This window comes from Ensifer sp. 4252 (assembly GCF_050434565.1).
Taxonomy (GTDB): Bacteria; Pseudomonadota; Alphaproteobacteria; order Rhizobiales; family Rhizobiaceae; genus Ensifer.
Window position 1 is genome coordinate 233,947 of the sequence record NZ_JBNDIU010000002.1, and the last position, 14,864, is coordinate 248,810.

Genomic DNA, 14,864 nt, shown 5'->3' on the forward strand with positions numbered 1-14,864 from the left:
TTGTCCCTCAATCGAAACCGATTTAGGGAATTATGCTGCAGCGTTGGCGCAAGCCGGCTGCCTTGATATGGTTTTGCCGCAAAGCTGGTGTTATGAGCGTCAGGCAGATGCGAAAACAGGATCCCGAAATGTCGACGATCGAGGCTACCAAGCCGCAGAAGGAAGTCAGCCCGCTGTTGAAGCTGGTGCTGGAACTGGGACCCTTGATGGTCTTCTTCTTCGCCAATTCCCGCGGCGAGTGGCTGGCAGGGCACTTCCCGACGCTGGCCGAACTCGGTGGCCCGATCTTCGTGGCGACGGGCCTGTTCATGGCCGCCACCGCGATCGCGCTCGCCGTCTCCTGGATGCTCACCCGCACGCTGCCGATGATGCCGCTGATCTCCGGCATCGTCGTGTTCGTCTTCGGTGCGCTGACGCTCTGGCTGCAGAACGACACCTTCATCAAGATGAAGCCGACCATCGTCAACACGCTGTTCGGCACGATCCTGCTCGGCGGCCTTCTCTTCGGCAAGTCGCTACTCGGCTACGTCTTCCACTCGGCCTTCAAGCTCGATGAAGACGGCTGGCGTAAGCTCACGGTGCGCTGGGGCGTGTTCTTCCTGGTTCTCGCCGTGCTCAACGAGGTCATCTGGCGCTCGTTCTCCACCGATTTCTGGGTTGCGTTCAAGGTTTGGGGCACGATGCCCATCACCATCCTGTTTACACTGGCCCAAATGCCGTTGATCATGAAGCATTCGCTGGACCAGGATAACGCGCAGTGAGCACAGCCATTGACGGCAACGACAGTCAGAACCGGCGGGCGCTGCTCTGGTTTGCAGCCTGTGTCGGCGTTCTCGCGATACAGGTCATTACCCAGCACCTGATGGGCCGCATCTGGATCTGCGAATGCGGCTACGTCAAGCTGTTCGAGGGGGTGGCCAAATCGAGCGGCAACTCCCAGCACATCGCCGACTGGTATACGCCGTCGCACATCATCCACGGCTTCCTGTTCTATGGCCTCGGCCATCTGCTGCTGCGCAGCAAGCCGCTGACCGCCAAGCTGTTCCTGGCGATGGTCATTGAATCCGCCTGGGAGATCGCCGAAAACACCCCCATGGTGATCAACCGCTATCGCTCGGCGACGATCTCGCTCGACTACTTCGGCGACAGCATTCTGAATTCGACGATGGACACACTGGCCATGGTCGCAGGCTTCCTGTTTGCCGCCCGCATGCCCGTCTGGCTGACGGTGCTGATTGCCATCAGCTTCGAACTCTTCACCGGCTGGCTGATCCGCGACAACCTGACCCTCAACGTGCTGATGCTGGTCTGGCCACTGGATGCGATCCGCGCGTGGCAGGGCGCAATCTAAAGGCGCTGACTGTAAATTTATAATCTTCTAATTTAGTAACGGCTGCGTATACTGAGATCCTTTCAAGCGCTTGAGCTAGGTGGGAGGGATTTATGCGCAGCACTTTGGCTATGCCCCTAATATTATTCGCTCTTTCCATGACGGCGATACCCGCCGGCGCCGCGGAAAAGACACTTAGCGAAGCGGATCTGACCAAGCTTCTTGCGGATGGCAAGACCCTCGCGCTTGGCGGCAAAGGCATGGGATATACCGGGACAGTCACTCTCACTGCCGATGGGAGAGGAGACGGCAGCGCCAAGACCGACGACGGAACCGTGATTCCGATCAGCGGCACGTGGCGCATTAAGGGAGACAGGTTCTGCCGGACATGGAAGGATTTGGACGGCGGAAAAGAAGTCTGCGAAACGTGGCGGCTTGCATCGCCGAACCACGTGAACGTCTACAACGGCAAGAAAAAGATCGGCGCCAATTCCTGGTAGGAACACCGGTGCTCGGCTGGGACCATCAGGAAGAGCGGGGCAGCGTCGCCTTCTCGATCGCCGGCATCAGCCCTTCCTTCACGCTCTTCTCGTCGAACGGTCCGACGCGCTTGTAAAGGATCGTGCCGTCGGCGCCGACGAGATAGGATTCGGGAATACCGTAGACGCCCCAGTCGATCGCCGCCTTGCCGCGCGGGTCGACGCCGACAGCGGCAAAGGGATTGCCGAGTTCGCCCAGGAACCGGAGCGCGTTTTCGTTCTGGTCCTTGTAGTTGATGCCAACGACTGTCAGCCGCTCGTCCTTCGACAGTTCGAGAATGAACGGATGCTCCTGCCGGCAAGGCACGCACCAGGAGGCCCAGACATTGACCAGTGTCAGCTTGCCCTTGATGGCCGCGTCGGTCAGCGCCGGCATCGGCTGACCGTCACGGGTCGCACCTTCGAGTGGCGGCATGTCGAGCGTCGGCGCCTTGGTGCCGATCAGCGCCGAGGGGATTTCGCTGACATCCTTGCCGGAATTGAGCTGGCTCCAGAAAATGGCGGCCAAGGCCGCGAAGATCGCAAGCGGCAGCAGCGCAAGGCCGACGCGCAAGAGCCCCGGCTTGCGCTCCTCGCTACCGGGTGCGGGCGTGCTGGTCATCTTGTCTCTCCGGTTGCTGCTTCCGCCGAGCGCCGGCGCACGCCTGAGGCTTCAAGTTCGCGCAGTTCACGCTGGCGCGCCCGCCCGTCGGCGATCACCCAGAGACAGAGGCCGACGACGCTCAGCGTCGCGATGCCGTAGCTGGCAAAAACGTAGGCTGCATGGCTCATCATGGGATCACACCTCCCGGCCGGCGCTGCGGGCCGCCAGACGACGAAGCGACGTCACACGCCGGCGCCAGATCTCGTTGCGCATGGCGGCAATATGCAGCGTGAAGAACAGAAGCGTAAATGCGATGGCCATGACGACGAGCGGCCGGAGAAACTCCGGATCGATCGTCGGGCCGTCGAGCCTCAGCACACTCGCCGGCTGATGCAGCGTGTTCCACCACTCGACCGAAAACTTGATGATCGGAATGTTGACGAAGCCGACCAGCACCAAGACGGCCGAGACCCGCGACGACCGCGCCGGGTCGTCCATCGCACGGTTGAGCGCCATCAGTCCGAGATACATCAGAAACAGCACGAAGACCGACGTCAGCCGCGCATCCCAAACCCACCAGGCGCCCCACATCGGCTTGCCCCAGAGCGAGCCGGTAACAAGCGCCAGAAATGTGAAGCAAGCTCCGATCGGTGCGGCGGCCCGCGACGACACGTCGGCAAGCGGATGCCGCCAGACGAGCGTTCCGAGGGCTGCGAGCGCCATGACTGAGTAACACATCATCGACAGCCAGGCGGCCGGCACGTGCACATACATGATGCGCACCGTCTCGCCCTGCTGATAGTCGCCTTCCGTGGTGAACGACAGCCAGAGGCCGACGACGAAGAAAAGCGCGGTCAGGGCCGCAAGCCACGGCAGGACGCGATCGGCCAGCCCCAGAAACCGCGTCGGGTTGGCGAGATCGCTGAATTTGCGGATGGCCAGGCTGTTTTCGCTCATGATGGCTCTTTAACGCTTAAGGCCTGTTGCTGCAATTGATCCCCGTCAATCACAAGATCACGATGATTTTTGTGTCGCATCAACCCACCGATCATAAACCTCATCGATTTTAACAGGTTAGAGCAGGATCCCGACGGAAAACCGCAAACAGTTTATCCCTTTTCCGCTTGATCCGCGTCAGTCGGACGCATGACGAAGGGCCGCCGCAGCAGCGACCGGCCCGATGACGGCGAAGAACAGGGTGATTGCCATCAATATCATCAAAGGCGGCAGAAACGGGGCCGGGTCCTCGATCGCCGCATAGACGGCGCTGACGCCGAAGATCAGCACGGGAATGGCAAGCGGCAGCACCAGGATCGACACCAGCAGGCCACCGCGCGGCAGCGACACGGCAACAGCCGCACCGACGGCACCGATGAAGGTGATCGCCGGCGTTCCGACAAGAAGCGTCAGCATGGTGGCGCCGATCGCAAGCTCGTCCATGTTCATGAACAGGCCGAGGAGCGGTGCGGCGATCACCAGCGGCAGGCCGGTGGCAGCCCAATGGGCGGCGCATTTGACGAACACGGTGGCGAGCAGCGGCGTTTCCTGCATCAGCATCAGATCGAGCGACCCGTCTTCGCGCTCCGCCTGAAACAGCCGGTCGAGACCGAGAAGCGATGCGAGCAGAGCCCCGATCCACAGGATGGCAGGCCCGATCCGCGCCAAGAGGTTGAGATCCGGGCCGACACCGAAGGGAATGACGGCGACGACCGTCATGAAGAACAAAACGCCGATCATCGCGCCGCCGCCGGCGCGGATGGAGAGCTTGAGGTCGCGGAAGAAGAGCGCGATCACCGGTGCGCTCCCCTCATCTCTTTGCCACCGGCCGCACTATCACGCGTCATGCCACATGCCTCCGCCGACGCCGGAAAAGCCGGTCATCCGCAATTCCCTGGTGCGCTCGAACCCGAGCGGCTGGTGCGTCGCGGCGACGACGATGCCGCCGCGATCAAGGTGCGCATTGACCAATCCGGCGAAGAGCTTGTCGGCGCCGGCGTCGAGTGCTGCCGTCGGCTCGTCGAGGATCCAGATCGGACGGTGGGCGACAAGTAGCTTGGCCATCGCCATGCGACGCTGCTGGCCGGCCGACAGATAGCCGAAGGGCAGGTGAGCGATGCCGGGTAGACCGACTGCCTCGACCGCTTCGACGAGATCCCTGCCCGAGCCGCCGGGCGAATCACCCATGAAATTCTTCCAGAAGGAGAGATTTTCCGCGACGGTCAGCTCGCGCTTCATCGCGTTTCGATGGCCGAGGTAGTGGCTGAGCTCTGACGGATGGCGCATTTCAGGAGGACCATTCTCAAGTTTGAGGCTCCCCTTTTCAGCCATGAGAAGACCGGCCAGAACACGCAGCAAAGTCGATTTCCCCGAGCCGTTCGGACCCGTCACCACAAGGGCTTCACCGGGACCGAGCGCAAAGGAAATATCGTTAAAAATCAGATCCTCGCCTCGCCTCGCACTCAGACCTTCAGCCAGCAGGCGCATGAATTTTCAGCTTCCCTTTACGCTCTTTGCCGCAGGGCAAAAAAAAGTCCCGATTGGACCTTCGTTGGTCTGGCACGATTTGGAGAAATTATCTATAAGGCGGCCAACACGCCAGCGGTCGGCGTGAATTTCATCCTAGCGCCGAACATGGAATGAATTTCCACGTACGGACAGCGGAAATGGCCGCACCCGCATCCCAATTCGCGCTTCATTGCGCTCGGGCGTTCGTACGTCAGTTTTTGGCGATCAGACGGAACGGGGTATTATCCAGTGTCCAAGTCCCTAGACAGTTTCAATTGTCGCTCCACGCTCACCGTCAACGGTGTCGACTACGTCTATTACAGCCTGCCCAAGGCTGAGGCGAACGGTCTCGCCGGCGTTTCGAAGCTCCCCTACTCGATGAAGGTGCTGCTCGAAAACCTGCTGCGCAACGAAGACGGTCGCTCCGTCACCAAGAAGGACATCGAGAACGTCGCAGCCTGGCTGAACGACAAGGGCACCGCCGAAAACGAAATCGCCTACCGCCCGGCCCGCGTCCTGATGCAGGACTTCACCGGCGTTCCCGCCGTTGTCGACCTCGCAGCCATGCGCGACGCCATGGTCTCGCTCGGCGGCGATCCGGAAAAGATCAACCCGCTGGTGCCCGTCGACCTCGTGATCGACCACTCGGTCATCGTCGACGAATTCGGCACCCCGAACGCCTTTGCCCGCAACGTCGAGCTGGAATACCAGCGCAACGGCGAGCGTTACCGCTTCCTGAAGTGGGGCCAGCAGGCGTTCAAGAACTTCCGCGTCGTGCCGCCCGGCACCGGCATCTGTCACCAGGTCAATCTGGAATATCTGGGCCAGACTGTCTGGACCCGTGAAGAAGACGGCGAAATCACTGCCTACCCGGACACCTGCGTCGGCACCGACAGCCACACCACGATGATCAACGGCCTTGGCGTTCTCGGCTGGGGCGTCGGCGGCATCGAGGCTGAAGCCGCCATGCTCGGCCAGCCGGTGTCCATGCTGCTGCCTGAAGTCATCGGCTTCAAGCTGACCGGCAAGCTCAAGGAAGGCGTCACGGCGACCGACCTCGTGCTGATGGTCGTGCAGATGCTGCGCAAGAAGGGTGTGGTTTCGAAGTTCGTCGAATTCTTCGGCCCCGGCCTCGACAACATGACGCTCGCCGACCGCGCCACCATCGGCAACATGGGTCCGGAATACGGCGCCACCTGCGGCTTCTTCCCGGTCGACAGCGAAACCATCAACTACCTCACCATGTCCGGCCGCGAAGAGCAGCGCATTTCGCTCGTCGAAGCCTATTCCAAGGCCCAAGGGATGTGGCGCGACGGTGACGGCTCCGAGCTGGTGTTCACCGACACGCTGGAACTCGACCTCGGCGACGTTGTTCCGGCCATGGCTGGACCGAAGCGTCCGGAAGGCCGTATCCCGCTGGAAAGCATCGCATCCGGTTTCGCAACCGCGCTCGAAGGCGACTACAAGAAGCCGGGCCAGCTTTCGAACCGCTACGCCGTCGAAGGCACCGACTTCGATCTCGGCCATGGCGACGTTGCCATCGCTGCGATCACGTCGTGCACCAACACCTCCAACCCGTCGGTTCTGATCGCCGCCGGCCTTCTCGCCCGCAACGCCGTTGCCAAGGGCCTGAAGTCCAAGCCGTGGGTCAAGACCTCGCTTGCACCGGGATCGCAGGTCGTCGGTGAATACCTCGCCAAGTCGGGCCTGCAGAAGGACCTCGACGCGCTTGGCTTCAACCTCGTCGGCTTCGGCTGCACCACCTGCATCGGCAACTCCGGTCCGCTGCCGGCCCCGATCTCCAAGACGATCAACGACAAGGGCCTGATTGCTGCCGGCGTTCTCTCCGGCAACCGCAACTTCGAAGGTCGTATTTCGCCGGACGTCCAGGCGAACTACCTCGCCTCGCCACCGCTCGTCGTCGCCTATGCACTCGCCGGTACGGTCCAGAAGGACCTGACCAACGAACCGCTCGGCGAAGACCAGGACGGCAACCCGGTCTTCCTCAAAGACATCTGGCCGACCTCCAAGGAAATCCAGGAGTTCATCTTCAAGTACGTCACCCGCGAACTCTACGCGAGCAAGTACGCCGACGTGTTCAAGGGTGACGAAAACTGGCAGGCCGTTCAGGTTCCTCCGGGCCAGACCTACGCCTGGGACGATGGTTCGACCTACGTGCAGAACCCGCCCTACTTCGTGGGCATGGGCAAGTCCGGCTCGGGCATCTCCGACATCAAGGGCGCACGCGTTCTCGGCCTGTTCGGCGACAAGATCACCACCGACCACATCTCGCCGGCCGGTTCGATCAAGGCTGCTTCGCCGGCCGGTTCGTACCTCATCGGTCATGGCGTCGGCGTCGCCGACTTCAACCAGTACGGTACGCGTCGTGGCAACCATGAGGTGATGATGCGCGGCACCTTTGCCAACATCCGCATCCGCAACCACATGCTCGGCCCGAACGGCAAGGAAGGTGGCTACACCATCCACTATCCGTCGAAGGAAGAGATGTCGATCTACGACGCGGCCATGCAGTACAAGGAAGAGGGCGTTCCGCTCGTCATCTTCGCTGGCGTCGAGTACGGCAACGGTTCGTCGCGCGACTGGGCTGCAAAGGGCACCAACCTGCTCGGCGTCAAGGCCGTGATCGCCCAGTCCTTCGAGCGTATCCACCGCTCGAACCTGGTCGGCATGGGCGTCATCCCGTTCGTCTTCGAACAGGGAACGACCTGGGAGACGCTTGGCCTCAAGGGCGACGAGATCGTCACGATCGACAACCTCGCCAATGTCCAGCCGCGCGAAAAGCGCGTCGCCAGGATCACCTATGGCGACGGCAGCGTGAAGGAAGTTCCGCTCGTCTGCCGCATCGATACGCTCGACGAAGTCACCTACGTCAACAACGGCGGCATCCTGCAGACGGTTCTGCGCGACCTCGCCGCCTGATCGTTCTGGTTGTCTGAAGCATTGAAGGGCCGGGATACCGCAAGGTGTCCCGGCCCTTTCACGTTCCCTATAGGTTGCCTGCCCCTATCCTCACTCCAACGTGACTTCCCGTTGAAGCATCGGCGTCGTATGTAATGGACTTCCCCGTGAATTAGGCCTGTCGGCCGCCAATGAAGTGACACCATGACATTCGCAGACAGATATTTCCTTCGCCCCGTTGCAATGGCTTTCGGGCTTTTTGCTGCAGCGTCGGTTCCGGCGATGGCCGAGGACGGCAAGGTTATCAAAGGCGTCGTCGAACTCTTCACCAGCCAGGGCTGTTCGTCCTGCCCGCCAGCCGATGCCGCCTTGAAGAAGCTGGTCGATGACGGCGACGTGGTGGCGCTGTCCTATCACGTCGACTACTGGAACTATCTCGGCTGGAAAGACACGCTCGCCTCGACAGAGAACACAGACCGGCAATATGCCTATGCCCGCATGCTGGGTCGCAACGGCGTTTACACGCCGCAGGCGATCCTCAACGGCCGCGACCACGTCAACGGCGCCAATCTGCAGGCGATCAAATCCCGGCTCGACGCCATGAAGGCCGCCGGCAAGGGGCTTGCCGTTCCGGTCGAGGCGAAGATCAACGGCGAGGAGATCTCGATCAAGGTCGGCGCGGGTGACGGCAAGGCAAATGTCGTCGTCGTCTATTTCGACCGGGCGAAGATCGTCAATGTCGAGAAAGGCGAAAACAGCGGCAAGAAGATCTCCTACTGGCACGCCGTGCGCGATATCCAGACCATTGGCATGTGGGATGGCAAGCCCGCGACCTTCACCCTTCCTGCAACGGTCCTGACGGAGCAGCGTGGCAAAAGCGGCTGCGCGGTGCTGTTGCAGTCGATGAAGGATGCCGAAACCCCAGGCGCGATCATCGGTGCGACTGCCGTGCTCGCCGGCCCGCAGGGCAAACTGTAAGGGGCGCCAGAACGTCTTAAGTCGGAATCATTTAAGGAGAAAACAGGTGGCAAGCCTGCAGTGTCAAAGCGCCCTTGGCGCGTCATATCAGACGCGCTGCGCTTCAGGGGGTGGTTCGGCCCGGCAGCATCGAGGGGCTGGGGCTGAGGGTTCGAAGTTACCGGACCGAACCGGCCATGACTGCGTTCGTTGAAGGTCACGCAGCATGACGATCTGACCGGACATACGGTGGCAACGACTCTGTCCGTCAGCGCCCGCGAGTTTTGCGGTGAATTGGGGCGGCGATTTGACTGAAATGGGGCAGAGGCAAGAAATGCCGTCGGCACCCAACGGCTCGGGCTGGTTCCGGCTTGCTTTTCGGCTCGTGTCAGGCAAACTGTTATCGTTCTGTCACAACAGAAGGCCGGATTGCCGATGACCGATGAGCCGGATTTGCCGCGAGGCGAGGCGCGACATCAGCGCCCGACCACTTCCGAAGTGGTCGTTGATCTCTCGGAATACAAGAACGCCCGGAATGCCCCTCCCGTCACCTTTCACCGCCGAGAACTCGATCAGATCCTGTGGATCTACGGCCGAATGGTCGGCGAAGGCGAATGGCGCGACTACGCCATCGACCACCTGAAGGACCGCGCCGTCTTCTCCGTTTTCAAGCGAGCGGGCGAGATGCCTCTCTTCCGCATCGAAAAAAACCCGACGCTGGCGGCCAAGCAAGGTGCCTATAGCGTGCTCAACGTCCACGGCACGATCCTGAAACGCGGGCACGAGCTCGGACAGGTGCTGAAGGTTTTCGACAAGGCGCTCAAGCTGGTCGAAACCTGAAAGCCGCGCCGAAGTGGACCGGGCCAGGCCAGGTGGCTGCGCTAGCGCGCCTCTTCCTTTGAAAGTGCCACGGAAACGCTCTACAGCGCCGCGCGTCTTATTAGACGCGCAAAGGTCGCTGTAGCACTTTGAATTACTGCATGTTTTTATCCTTAAATCGAATAGGATTTAAGGAAACATGCAGTAGCTCCTTGTTTTTACGCATTTCCTGACTGAAAACCGCTTCGCGCTTTTCTTGGAATGCGCTAACGCCCGCCCTCAGGCTTGATAAAGCGTATCCGGGTAAACGCCCTCGGGCGGATCGCTCTTCACTCCATCGCCCAGCGCAAGCTGCATGATCGCGGTATCGAGCCAGCGCCCATGCTTGAAGCCGGTCGCCTTCATCAGCCCCTGATGTTCAAAGCCCAATGATTGATGGACCGCGATCGATGCGGGATGGGCACCGCCGATAACTGCCACCATCTGGCGAAATCCAAGCGCCGTGCAGCGACGAACAAGCTCAGCGAGCAGCATCCTTCCTGCCCCTTTCCCCCTTGCCGAAGGCGCCAGGTAGATCGAATCCTCGACCAGGAAGCGATAGGCCGTTCGCGTGCGGAAGGCGGAGGCATAGGCGTAGCCGACGATCGCGCCCGCCGCGTCGATCGCGACGATGTAGGGATAACCATGGCTGACGATGGTGGAGAAGCGCGTTGCCATCTCCGCCTCTGATGGAGGCACGATCTCATAGGTCGCGACGCCGTTCAGAACGGATTCGCGGTAGATCTCGGTGATGGCGGGCAGATCGGAGACGGTGGCGTCGCGCAAGGTCAGGGACATGGAAGGATCTTGACGGTTGGATTTTCCCATTCAGTCACATGGATCGCACCCGTGGATCAAGCCCTTTCCAGGCAACAAAAAAGGCGGCCGAAGCCGCCTTTTCCGTCAATCTCTTCAGGCTTAGTTGTTCCGGTTGCCCAGGAACTGCAGCATGAACATGAACAGGTTGATGAAGTCGAGGTAGAGCGTCAGGGCACCCATGATCGCCTTGCGGCCAGCAACGGTGCTGTCATCGGCATCGTAGTACATTTCCTTGATCTTCTGCGTGTCGTAGGCGGTGAGGCCTGCAAAGATCAGCACGCCGATCACCGAGATCGCGAAGCCGAGCGCCGAAGAGGCGAGGAAGATGTTGACGATCGACGCGATGATGACGCCGAACAGACCCATGATCAGGAACGAGCCCATGCCGGACAGGTCCTTCTTCGTGGTGTAGCCGTAGAGCGACAGCGCGCCGAAGGAGGCGGCGGTCACGAAGAACGTCTGCACGATGCTCTGGCCGGTAAAGACCATGAAGATCGACGACAGCGAAACGCCCATCAGCGCCGCGTAGACCCAGAACGTCATCTGCGCGGCAGAAACGCTCATGCTGTTGATGCGGAAGCTCATGAAGAACACGAGACCCAGCGGAGCGAGCATGACGACCCATTTCAGGGGCGACGCGTAGAGAAGTTGGGCGAATGCCGGATTGGAGACGGCAAGCGCAAATGTTCCGTAAGCTGCCAGGCCGGTGATCGCCAGCCCGAGGGCCATCAGGTTGTAGACCTTCAGCATATAGGTGCGAAGGCCTTCGTCGATCACGGCACCCGCCTGAGCGCCGGCGGGCGACATTCGGGTTTGGTAGTTTCTCAGATCAGCCATTGTTTCCTCATTTAAGCCCCGGTTGAACTTACGGTGTCGGGCGGATGACCTGACCGATCGGCCATCATCCCATGCCCAGGCGCCGCTGCGGGGCTCCAGCATGCCTGTGGATAAATATGATGCCGAAAGCCCTTGCGTACAAGACCTTTCGGCCGCTGATTCGGCGCAGCCTGGGCGTTTATGGCCTTGTATGACAGGGATTTACGGTTAACTCCGTCCGCTCAGAGCTCTCGCAGAACCGGCGCCGCCTTCTGACCCAGCACACGCCAGGTGCCCGCAAGCCCGATACCGACCGTCATCACCAGCGCGATGACGACCGTGGCGACGGCGACATCCGGCAGAAAACTCGACGGCAGCTTCATGATCCGGCTGACGACGAACCAGGCGGAGACACCGCCCGCAAACAGCGCAAAGACCGCGGTCGCAAGGCCAAGGATGATGTATTCGTAGCTGAAGGCGCGGATCAGCGTTGAGCGCGTGGCGCCCAGCGTCTTCAACACCACCGCATCGTGGATGCGCGCCCGGTTGCCGGCAGCAAGCGCACCGGCCAGCACCAGGACGGAGGCGACAAGCGCGACGGCGGCCGCCGCCCGGATCGCCGTAGCCAGCTGTCCGAGAAGCCCGTTCACAATGTCGAGAGCATCCTTTACCCGCACGCTGGTGATCGTCGGATAGGCGTTGGTAACGGCCTTCAGCACCGTCGCCTCCTCCTCCGGCGTCGCGCCGGGATCGATCACCGTCGCCAGCCACGCATGCGGCGCGCCGGCAAAGGTGTTGGGCGAGAACACCATGACGAAGTTGATCGACAGCGATTCCCATTCGACATTGCGGAAATTGGCGATCTTGGCGGTGATGTTGCGCCCGAGCACGTTGACGGTGACCATGTCGCCGATCTTCAATCCGAGTTCGCGCGCCTCTTCCGCCGAGAACGACACCAGCGGCTCGCCGCTGTAATTGGGTGCCCACCAGCTACCCTCGGCAAGCGTCGAATTTTCTGGCTTGTTCTTGGCATAGGTGATGCCGCGGTCGCCGCGCAGCACCCATTGGCCGCCCGGCGGCACGTTGCGGCTGTTCACGTCCTCGCCGTTGAAGGCGACGATGCGACCGCGCAGCATCGGCACTTCGATGACCTTGCCATCCGGCATCGATCCCTTGAGCAGCGTGCGGAACCCCTCGATTTCGCTGCCCTGGATATCGACGAAGAAGAAATTGGGTGCCCGCTCCGCCATATCGCGGGTCAGTTCGCGGCGCAGATTGCCGTCGATCAGCGCAAGTGTGACGAGCAGCGCAAGGCCGAGGCCGAGCGACAGCACCACCGAGGGCGTCAGTGCGCCCGGCCGATGGATGTTGCCGATCGCCAGCCGCAACGACGGCGAGTTGACGCGCGGACTGCGGCGCGCAAGCCAGGAGATCAGCAGCGAAACGAGGCGCAGAACGATGAAGGCAAAGGCGATCGCGCTAAGGAAGACCAACGAGATGTAGCGATCATAGGCGGTCCAGATGGCAAGCCCCGCAAGCGCGCCGAGGCAGGCGAGCGCACCGACCAGATAGGGCCAGGCGGGAAAGCCCGAGGGATCGAAGCCCTGCTGCCGAAAGAGCGCGGTCGCCGGAATGCCGCGTGCTCGGCCGAGTGGCAGGATGGCGAAGGCCAGCGCCGTCAGCACGCCGAAAAGGGCTGCAATGCCGAGTGCGCCCGGATAGAGCCTGAACTCCGTCGAAATGGGCAGGAGGTCGGCGAGAAACTGTGCGGCGACAAAGGGAATGAGCGCACCGAAAACAAGCCCGATGGCGATGCCGATCAGCGCGATCAGGAGGATCTGCGAGAGATAGATCATCGCCACCAGCGACGCGGGCGCGCCCAGGCACTTGAAGGTGGCAATGACGCTGCGCTTCTGGTCGAGATAGGCGCGCACGGCATTGGCGACACCGACGCCGCCGACGATCAGGGCCGTGAGCCCGACGAGCGTCAGGAACTGCGAGAAGCGGGTGATGTTGGCCGTCAGCGACGGGGCGGCATTGGAACTGGTGCGGATCGACCAACCGGCCGAAGGAAAACGCGTCTCGGCATCGCTGCGGACAGCGGTGACCCGGGTCGGATCGCTGACCTTCACCTTGTAGCTGTGTTCGACGAGACTTCCCGTCTGAACGAGACCCGAAGCATTGAGCGCTTCGGCGGAAACCATAAGACGTGGTGCGAAACCAAAACCGTCGGACAGAGCATCCGGTTCGCGTACGATCGTACCGGCAATTTTGATGCGGGCATTGCCAAGCAGGATTTCGTCGCCGACAGAAATGCCGAGGCGGTCGAGCAGCAAGGGTGCGGCCGCCGCACCGAACACCTCGCCCTGGCGCGCCAGCAGATCGGCAAGCGGCTGATCCGGTTGGCTTTCAAGCCGGCCATAGAGCGGGTAGGCCGCATCGACGGCCTTCAGCTCGACCAGCGCCTGGTTCGAACCATCGGGCAGACGCGCCATCGAACGCAGTCCGGCCGAAACCGAGACGGGCCCAAGCCCGTCGAGGAACGCGCGCTCGTCTGTCGTTGCCACCCGGTTGTTGAGCTCGAAACGGATGTCGCCCGCAAGCAGCTCGCGCCCCTGGGACGCGATCGTGGCGGTGATGGACTGCGACAGCGAATTGACGCCGGCGATCGCCGCCGTGCCGAGCGCAATGCAGGCCAGGAAAATATAGAAGCCCCTGAGGCCGCCGCGCATTTCGCGCAGCGCCAGCCGCAGGGCAAGCAGAGGACGCAGCCGGATGGAAGCAGCTTCGCTCATGCGGATGCCGCCTCCTGGCGCTGGGTGCCGACGATCGGTTCGAGCACGCCGCTGGAAATGATCTCGCCGGAGCGCACCCGCACCTGCCGCGAACAACGCGCCGCGAGTGCTGCGTCATGGGTGACCAGCACAAGTGTCATGCCCCGGTCACGCTGTTCGGCGAAAAGCAGATCGGCGATCTGCCGCCCCGTTTCGGCGTCGAGGTTTCCTGTCGGTTCGTCGGCGATCAGCAGCTTTGGCGATGGCGCGAGTGCGCGGGCGATTGCAACGCGCTGCTGCTCACCGCCGGAGAGCTGGCCGGGATAGTGGCTCAGGCGCTCGCCGAGGCCGACGGCGACGAGCTCCTTGCGCGCGATCTCGAAGGCGCCGGGAACATTGGCCAGTTCGAGCGGCACGGCAACGTTTTCGAGTGCCGTCATGTTGGGAATGAGATGGAAGGATTGGAAGACGATGCCGATGTTGCGACCGCGGAAGTCGGCGACCCGATCCTCGCTCAGCCGATGCAGCGGCGTACCGTCGATAACGATTTCGCCGCGGTCCAACCGTTCAAGGCCGGCCAGCACCATGAGCAGCGTCGACTTGCCCGAGCCGGAGGGCCCGACGATGCCGACGGATTCGCCAGCGTCGATTGTCAGGCTCATGCCCTTCAGCACATGCACAGAGGCCGCGGCCTCGCCAAGGGTGAGGTCGGCATTTTTGAGCTCGATGATGCTACTGGCCAAGCGAAATGATCCTATATGAAA

General features: G+C 61.7%; 15 protein-coding genes. 6 read left to right on the forward strand and 9 right to left on the reverse strand.

The features are described 5' to 3' along the window. Nucleotides 1-128: 128 nt before the first annotated feature. The 3 genes from ABIE33_RS08065 to ABIE33_RS08075 all read left to right on the forward strand — a co-directional run bounded on the left by ABIE33_RS08065 (nt 129) and on the right by ABIE33_RS08075 (nt 1,830). The gene (locus tag ABIE33_RS08065; RefSeq protein ID WP_429123702.1) at nt 129-761 is read left to right on the forward strand and encodes a septation protein A; all 633 of its coding nucleotides are present in this window, start codon (nt 129-131) and stop codon (nt 759-761) included. Further along, nucleotides 758-1,351 (forward strand): DUF2585 domain-containing protein, encoded by a 594-nt coding sequence (locus ABIE33_RS08070; RefSeq protein ID WP_429123704.1) that lies wholly within the window; start codon nt 758-760, stop codon nt 1,349-1,351. Before ABIE33_RS08065 ends, ABIE33_RS08070 begins: the two co-directional genes overlap by 4 nt. A 92-nt stretch (nt 1,352-1,443) precedes the next feature. Beyond that, complete coding sequence (locus ABIE33_RS08075; protein WP_429123706.1) at nt 1,444-1,830, forward strand: hypothetical protein; 387 nt, start codon at nt 1,444-1,446, stop codon at nt 1,828-1,830. A 25-nt stretch (nt 1,831-1,855) separates the two neighbouring features. On the opposite strand, the gene ABIE33_RS08080 is transcribed toward ABIE33_RS08075, so the two are convergent. The 5 genes from ABIE33_RS08080 to ccmA form a co-directional block, all read right to left on the reverse strand. After that, on the reverse strand, nt 1,856-2,470 hold the full coding sequence (locus ABIE33_RS08080) for a DsbE family thiol:disulfide interchange protein (RefSeq protein WP_429123707.1): 615 nt from the start codon (nt 2,468-2,470) through the stop codon (nt 1,856-1,858). Next, the gene (gene ccmD, locus ABIE33_RS08085; RefSeq protein ID WP_429123709.1) at nt 2,467-2,643 is read right to left on the reverse strand and encodes a heme exporter protein CcmD; all 177 of its coding nucleotides are present in this window, start codon (nt 2,641-2,643) and stop codon (nt 2,467-2,469) included. The genes ABIE33_RS08080 and ccmD overlap by 4 nt, the downstream gene beginning before the upstream one ends. Before the next feature lie 4 nt (nt 2,644-2,647). Then, nucleotides 2,648-3,409: a heme ABC transporter permease gene (locus ABIE33_RS08090; RefSeq protein ID WP_429123711.1), complete on the reverse strand. Its 762-nt coding sequence runs from the start codon at nt 3,407-3,409 to the stop codon at nt 2,648-2,650. Nucleotides 3,410-3,586: 177 nt separating this feature from the next. Beyond that, nucleotides 3,587-4,246, reverse strand: a complete 660-nt coding sequence (gene ccmB, locus ABIE33_RS08095) for a heme exporter protein CcmB (RefSeq protein WP_429123712.1) — start codon at nt 4,244-4,246, stop codon at nt 3,587-3,589. Between the two features lie 39 nt (nt 4,247-4,285). Then, on the reverse strand, nt 4,286-4,936 hold the full coding sequence (gene ccmA / locus ABIE33_RS08100) for a heme ABC exporter ATP-binding protein CcmA (RefSeq protein WP_429123714.1): 651 nt from the start codon (nt 4,934-4,936) through the stop codon (nt 4,286-4,288). A gap of 270 nt (nt 4,937-5,206) precedes the next feature. Here ccmA and acnA point away from each other — a divergent pair, with 270 nt between their 5' ends. The 3 genes from acnA (at nt 5,207) to ABIE33_RS08115 (ending at nt 9,673) form a co-directional block, all read left to right on the forward strand. Beyond that, nucleotides 5,207-7,897 (forward strand): aconitate hydratase AcnA, encoded by a 2,691-nt coding sequence (acnA, locus tag ABIE33_RS08105; RefSeq protein ID WP_429123716.1) that lies wholly within the window; start codon nt 5,207-5,209, stop codon nt 7,895-7,897. A gap of 183 nt (nt 7,898-8,080) precedes the next feature. Continuing rightward, on the forward strand, nt 8,081-8,854 hold the full coding sequence (locus ABIE33_RS08110) for a DUF1223 domain-containing protein (RefSeq protein WP_429123718.1): 774 nt from the start codon (nt 8,081-8,083) through the stop codon (nt 8,852-8,854). 414 nt (nt 8,855-9,268) lie between these two features. Then, on the forward strand, nt 9,269-9,673 hold the full coding sequence (locus tag ABIE33_RS08115) for a DUF2794 domain-containing protein (protein WP_429124041.1): 405 nt from the start codon (nt 9,269-9,271) through the stop codon (nt 9,671-9,673). 258 nt (nt 9,674-9,931) lie between these two features. Here ABIE33_RS08115 and ABIE33_RS08120 read toward each other — a convergent pair whose 3' ends face one another. The 4 genes from ABIE33_RS08120 to ABIE33_RS08135 form a co-directional block, all read right to left on the reverse strand. Then, nucleotides 9,932-10,489, reverse strand: a complete 558-nt coding sequence (locus ABIE33_RS08120) for an N-acetyltransferase family protein (protein ID WP_429123719.1) — start codon at nt 10,487-10,489, stop codon at nt 9,932-9,934. 120 nt (nt 10,490-10,609) lie between these two features. Then, nucleotides 10,610-11,347: a Bax inhibitor-1/YccA family protein gene (locus ABIE33_RS08125; RefSeq protein ID WP_429123721.1), complete on the reverse strand. Its 738-nt coding sequence runs from the start codon at nt 11,345-11,347 to the stop codon at nt 10,610-10,612. Nucleotides 11,348-11,568: 221 nt separating this feature from the next. Then, the gene (locus ABIE33_RS08130; RefSeq protein ID WP_429123723.1) at nt 11,569-14,121 is read right to left on the reverse strand and encodes an ABC transporter permease; all 2,553 of its coding nucleotides are present in this window, start codon (nt 14,119-14,121) and stop codon (nt 11,569-11,571) included. Further along, nucleotides 14,118-14,843 (reverse strand): ABC transporter ATP-binding protein, encoded by a 726-nt coding sequence (locus ABIE33_RS08135; protein WP_429123725.1) that lies wholly within the window; start codon nt 14,841-14,843, stop codon nt 14,118-14,120. Before ABIE33_RS08135 ends, ABIE33_RS08130 begins: the two co-directional genes overlap by 4 nt. Between the last annotated feature and the right edge of the window lie 21 nt (nt 14,844-14,864).